This is a genomic window from Actinomycetota bacterium (genome assembly GCA_019347575.1).
Taxonomy (GTDB): domain Bacteria; phylum Actinomycetota; class Nitriliruptoria; order Nitriliruptorales; family Nitriliruptoraceae; genus JAHWKY01.
In genome coordinates this window covers 1-6,179 of sequence record JAHWKY010000079.1, presented here as the reverse complement: position 1 = coordinate 6,179, position 6,179 = coordinate 1, and the positions used below count along the sequence as shown (strand labels likewise).

Sequence of the window (6,179 nt, the reverse complement as noted above, 5' to 3'; positions counted from 1 at the left end):
CGCGGGGCCCAGGTCCAGTGACACCGCCTGCAGCTTCGCGGCCCGTTCAGGGCCCAGTTCGTCGAAGAACCCGTCGAGGGTCTTGGCGGAGCGTCCGGGGCCGGCCCACACGATCTTCGACGTCTGATGGTTGCTGACAAGGGTCAGGTAGTGGTGCTGCTTGCGCCACGAGATCTCATCGACGCCGATGACGAACAGCTCGTCGAGCCGGTGCGGGTCGAGCACGTCGGCGACCACCCGGTCGCAGATGCGCCCCACCGTCCGCCACGTGATCCGGCACAGGTTGGTGATCGCGGTCTGGTCGGTCTTGGTGGCCAGCCACGCCACCAGGTCCTCGAAGTCGCGGGTGAACCGCGCGTCGTGCCGGGCGAAGGGCACCTGCTCGGTGACGATCCCGTGTTCGGGACAGGCCAGCCGCCGCAGCCGGCAGCGGACCTCCAGCTTGAACACACCCAGGTCCAGATGCCGCCACCGCGACTCGCGCTGGCGGGTGTCGTAGCGGGACCGGGTCCGATGCCCGCAATGCGGACAGATCAGCGCCCGACGGCGCAACGCCACCGTGACCACCACGAGCGCGACGCCGATCTCGACCTCGCGGACGTGCACCCCATTCAGACGCAGAAGACGGTTGAATGCCGTAGTGACGCGCACGGGTTGACCTCTCTCACGGTTCTGGGTTTCAGCACCGCAGAACCTACGAGGCGGCCCGTGCGCGTCACTTCAACCGGCCCCTTCCCCAACCGACCGCACCGCAGGGCCGTCTACGACACCGAACTCACCTGCCAGCACCCACACGAAGAGCAGGAGACCCCGTTATCAGCTCCCCTTGGATGGTCCCTCGGTTCCGGTTCCGTGCTCGTGAGGGTCGAGTCGCAGGAGGCGCCATCCGGCGACCCCGATGAACACCACGGCACCGACAATCGGGCTGTAGACGATAAGCCAGCCGAGGACGTTCCAACCTGTGTCCTGTCCCCAAGCAACAAGACTTCCGGCACAAACAACAGCGATGCCGACGACCGCCGCGCCACCGATCCCTACGAGCAGCATCACGCCGGCAGGCTCGACGTAGCAGGGATCTGAGGCCGTCGCGTCGAACCGTGCTGGCGATCGCACTCGCAGGGGTCGCGTACCCCTGCTCCACGAGGGGGTCCGCCATGCTCGGTTCCGTCACCCGTCGTCCCGTCGCCCTCCTGGCGGTCGCAACGCTGTTGGCCTCGATCCTTGTCGCGCTGTCCAGCGAGCCCGTCGCGGCTACGCCGGTCGCGACAGAGGACGGCACGTACACGGCATTCGGACGTGCCTTCCCCGACCCCCACGGATGCGTGGAGGGCGCACCCACCAAGTCGCCGCACGCCAACGGCAACGTCTGCGCCGGCCAGTTCGTCCAGTGGGACGAGGCGATCGACGGGCTGAAGTACCTCGAGCGGAAGTTCCCCCGCTACATCCAGGTCCTCAACCTGCGGACCCAGTACGGCGACCACCCGGAGTTCACCGGCGAGGACTTCCGCTCGGCCGGCCTGCCTCGGGAGGATCTCTCCCGGGACCAGAAGGACCTCTACATGGTGAAGGTCACCGACCGGGATCCCTCGGCGCCGTTGCCGGAGGCCGACCGCAAGCACTTCGTGTACTCCCTGTCGATCCACGGCATCGAGCGCGCAGGGCTGGAGGGCGGCATCCGGGCGGTCGAGGACCTCGCCACGTGGGCCGCGTGCGAGAACGGCGACGCCCCGGACCAGATCGACTGCGCCGCCGAGGGCTCCACACCCGACGATCCGCGCAGGCTCCTGGACCCATTCGACGAGGAGCAGCGCAGCCCGACCGCCGGTGACGCGCTGGCCAACGGCGTGATCTTCTTCATGCTCTCCAACCCCGACGGCTGGTCGCGCGGCGACTACTCCCAGGGCGGCGTCTTCTACCAGCGCTACAACGGCAACGGGATGGACCTGAACCGGGACTGGGCGACCGTCGGGTACTCCGACCCCGCCTACACCTCGTTCAGCGAGCCGGAGACGCGGGCGTTCAGCAAGTGGCTGAAGTGGGTGTCCGACACCCAGACCTCGGACGGCCACTTCGCCGGCGGCATCGACCTGCACGGGATGGTCACGGCGAACTCGCTGTCGTACACGCTGCTCGGCGCCGGGCAGAAGGACTACCGCAAGAACCAGATCACCGTCGACACCGCCCTGATGATGTGGCGCGACGCGGAGGAGCGGCTGACCTGGTCCCCGCACGTCGCACGGGCAGAGGACTGTCCCGGCCCGGTCCCGGAGCCGTTCTTCGGGCAGGGCCGGACCACCGCCCCGATGTGCACGGTGCAGTGGGGGACCGTGTGGGACACGATCGAGTACCAGATCACCGGCGGCATGGGTGACTGGATCGACAACCCCGTGATCGGGCTCGGCGGCATCGGCATCAACAACGAGATGGCGCTGTCCCACCTCGCCCCGAACAACGTGTTCGAGCCGGACATCGTCCAGCTCCAGATCGAGGGCAACAAGTCCCTCGTCTACAGCCAGGTGACCGCGCTGCTGTTCGAGGAGGACGTCGCCTACGAGCCGGGCGGTCGGATCGCCTACGTCGACGACCCGAGCCGGGTGCAGAGCGACGGCTCCGACTTCGTCGTGGAGCCGGACATCTTCGACCTGCCGACCCAGGACGACATCGAAGGTCACGAGCTGAACGGCCTCCAGGGCTTCGAGTTCGAGGTCAAGGGACCCAACGACGGGTTCTTCAACGGCGGGATGACCGTGGAGGCCACCTACGCGAACGCCCGCGGGATCTCCCCGAACTCCGCGCAGTGGGCGTTCCTGGGCGAGATGACACTCGAGTACTGCGGCCGGACCGACGGCGCCATGACCCACCAGCACGCCCACGAGGTCGGCGCGATGAGCGAGCACGGTTGCGAGGAGGTCGCCCACGGCTTCAACCAGAGCCCCCTGTACGTCCAGGCGGGCGTGCAGCTCGAACTCAACCGGCCCGAGCCGGGCCTCTACCGGGTGCAGACCAACGCGGCCCGGACGGTGCCGACGCGCTATCACGTCCGCTTCTCACGGGCCGACGCGATCCCCGGATGGGACGACCAGGCGCCGTACGACGTGTCCCGGACCGACTTCTTCGACGACCTCAACGACTTCGTCGCCGAGGGGGGCGAAGAGCTCGTCGGACTGTCGGTCTCCGACGTCGTGGCCGACCCGAGCCTGCTGCGGACGTTCGACACCGTCGTCGTCGCCGACCGGTTCATGCCCGAGGACGGCGACCGCGAGGACTACGCGGCGGCGTTGGCCGGGTTCGTCGAGCACGGCGGCAACCTCGTGCTCACCGACGGGGCGGTGGCCGGGCTCGCCGACCTCGGGGTCGTACCGGCCGACGCGGTCGAACGGGGCGTCTACTACGCGGGGTACGTCGATTTCAACGACGGTGACCAGCCGACCTTCGACCGCCACCCACTGACCGAGGGCATCCAGAAGGACGGCACGGCCAGCGGACGCCAGACCCTGAGCGGGGAGCAGTACTACGACCGGCGGCAGACCTACGAGCCCGTCCCGATGGGCTACCTCGTCGGTGGCCCGAGCACGTGCAGCTCCGGATGCGACGCCCCCATCTGGGTCGTCGACGAGGAGGCGTGGCTCGCGGCAGGTGGGCTGCACCTCGGCCGCTCGTTCGTCCGGCCCGGGCCGGAGGGCGGTTCGGGCTGGGACGGCGTCTCGCTGGGCGAGGTGGCGTACGGCGACGGCGTGATCCGGATCCTCGGGGCGCTGCTGCCCGAGCCGACCCAGGACAACTTCCACCCGTACGGGCTCGCCTCCTACGGGCTCACCTACACCGGCTACCAGCTCTTCGAGAACGCCACGACGTGGACCAACGAGGGCCGGCAGGACCCCGGCGGCGGCGAACCCGCCGAGCGCGGCGTCGCCGTGGAGTGCATCGACTGTGAGATCTCGGTGCGGGCCGGCGAGTCCGGCACCGCCGAGCTCCGCGTGCGCAACACGGGCGACGTGGACGAGAACTTCCACCTCGCCGCGGACATCCCCGACGGCTGGAGCGGGGACGTCGAACCTGCGACCCAGGCCCTCGCGGCGGGCGATGAAGCCACCGTGCAGCTCACGGTCGAGCCGCCCCGCAACGCCAAGGGCACGCACGAGGTCGACGTCAGCGCGACGAGCGAGGACGGAGAGCTGAGCGGCGCCGACACGGTGTCGGTGGAGGTCACCAAGGGCCGGCCGTCGTCGGCGGGACAGCCGGACGACGCCGCGTTGGCCGGCGCCGAGAGCTCAGCCGCGAGCGGCGTCGCCGTGCTGGCCGTGCTCGCCCTGATGCTCGCCGCCGGCGTCCTACGCCGGAGGGTCCGCGTCCGCTGAGAAGACGGCTGCGAGTCTCGTCACGCGGAACTCCCCGCTGAAACCCTCGTTTTCAAGTCAGCAGAACTCGTTTTCAAGTCAGCAGAAAGCGATAGGGGAGCGTTCCTGCCGAGGCCGGCAGCCGCCGGACCGCTCAGCGCCAGTTGGAGGCGCTGGTCGCCGAGGTCGACAACGCCGCGACGCACGCGGGAACGCTCGCGGAGCTGCTGGAACGCTGGTCGGCGGCGGCGTCACCCGAGTGGAGCCGTCGACGCAGGCGACGGCCCGGTGGGCGACCACCTGCCACCTGGGGCCACATCTGGGTCATCTGTCGGTGGCCAAGCTCACCGCCGCCGACATCGACGACTTCTACGCGTTCCTGCTGCGTCGCGGCGGCCCGGAGGGTTTGGGTGGACGGACAACCTCATGAGCTGTTCTCTGAGCGCTACATGACGGACGCGTGTTCGGGACTTCGGCATTTCCCAGCTCTCCTCCCTTGCGCGGGGTGGTCGTTTCAGGCTTCTCGTTCGAGCTGGTCGAGCACGTCACTGGTACTGACCCCGCCTGGAGGACGTCCCTGGTGGGCGTGTTGGCGAGCCAACTGCTGGAGCAGCGCGTTGACCGGTGTCGGGACCCCGTGGAGCCTGCCGATCCCGACGATCTCACCGTTGAGGAAGTCCGTCTCTATCGTCCCCGTCCCTCTCGCCAGGCTCTGCCACGACGAGCTGCCCTGGCGCGGCTGGCCCACCGCGGCCTGGACCTGCAGCAGGTCGCCGCGGCGGCCGCGATCCTCCTCGACCGAGGCGAACGCGATGTCCGCCGCGTCGAGGCAGCGACGGCCTTCCTCGCGCGCCAGTTCCGTGATCCGACCGTGACGTTCGTCCGGACCGCACAACGCGCCCACGACGTTGGACAGGTTGGCCAGCAGCTTGGCGTACTTCCATCGCGAGACGTCGTCCAGGACACGTGCATCGAACCCCGCCTCACCGAAGAGATCGGCGAGCCGGGTACAGAGGCCGTCGGCACCGGACGGCCACCGGCCGATGTCGAGCAGACCGGGCACGGGCGAGGAGTGCTGGGCGACGACACCCGGTTCGAGGTGGGTCGCGGGCAGCATGACGACCACTCCGTACACGTGCTCGAACCAGCGCAGTGCTGTTGGTTCGTTGGCTACCCCGTTCTGTAGGCACACCACCGGCGTGGTCGGCGGAGCGACCTTGACGAGGTCGCTGAGCGCCGGGTAGGTGTCCTGGCTCTTGACCGCCAACAGCACCACGTCGCCGTCCTGCCGGTCGATCCCATGCGGAGACGGGACGACAGCGACCTCGCAGGTCGACCTGCGGTCCGGCGTCGCGAGTGTCAGCCCGTCACGGCGGATCGCATCCAGATGTCGTCCACGGGCCACGACCACGACCTGTTGTCCGGACTCGGCCAGCCGGGCGGCTACCACGCCTCCCACCGCTCCGGCGCCGAGCACGATCATCCTCACCGGTGGGCCTCTCAGTCGCCCTCGACAGGTTGCGCGTGTCGGGCCTGCAGCTTCCACCCGTCGGACATCTTCACCCAGACATCGGTCATCCGGAACACGGTGTCACGTGGAAGGTCGCCCATGCGTGCCCGCTGTCGGTAGCGGCTACGCACGATCGCGCACCCCTCGTAGCGTTGCACCGCCAACTCCTCGAAGTCGTAGTCGTCGATCACGTACTCGAGCTCGGTCACCCGCATCCACTCGTCACGTGACCGCACCTCCTTGCCAGGCCGACCGGTCGTCAGCGTGAAGCCATCGCCCACCAGACGCTCGAGCGCATCCATGTCTCGCGCTTGGACGGCACGGATCACCTC

General features: G+C 68.9%; 4 protein-coding genes. 1 reads left to right on the top strand and 3 read right to left on the bottom strand.

All coding sequences use genetic code 11. The features are described from left to right. Positions 1-651, bottom strand: a 651-nt coding sequence (locus tag KY469_22095) for a transposase (GenBank protein MBW3665788.1), incomplete at its 3' end; no start/stop codon positions are given. Between the two features lie 503 nt (positions 652-1,154). Here KY469_22095 and KY469_22090 point away from each other — a divergent pair. Beyond that, positions 1,155-4,358, top strand: a complete 3,204-nt coding sequence (locus tag KY469_22090) for a hypothetical protein (protein ID MBW3665787.1) — start codon at positions 1,155-1,157, stop codon at positions 4,356-4,358. Positions 4,359-4,851: 493 nt separating this feature from the next. On the opposite strand, the gene KY469_22085 is transcribed toward KY469_22090, so the two are convergent. Both KY469_22085 and KY469_22080 read right to left on the bottom strand, forming a co-directional pair. After that, a complete protein-coding gene (locus tag KY469_22085; GenBank protein MBW3665786.1) occupies positions 4,852-5,826 on the bottom strand; it encodes a 2-dehydropantoate 2-reductase in 975 nt (324 codons plus the stop codon). An 11-nt stretch (positions 5,827-5,837) separates the two neighbouring features. Then, positions 5,838-6,179, bottom strand: a 342-nt coding sequence (locus tag KY469_22080) for a nuclear transport factor 2 family protein (GenBank protein MBW3665785.1), incomplete at its 5' end; no start/stop codon positions are given.

Coding starts and splice junctions, on each gene's coding strand:
- KY469_22090 (MBW3665787.1), top strand. CDS start 1,155: ATGCTCGGTTCCGTCACCCGTCGTCCCGTCGCCCTCCTGGCGGTCGCA.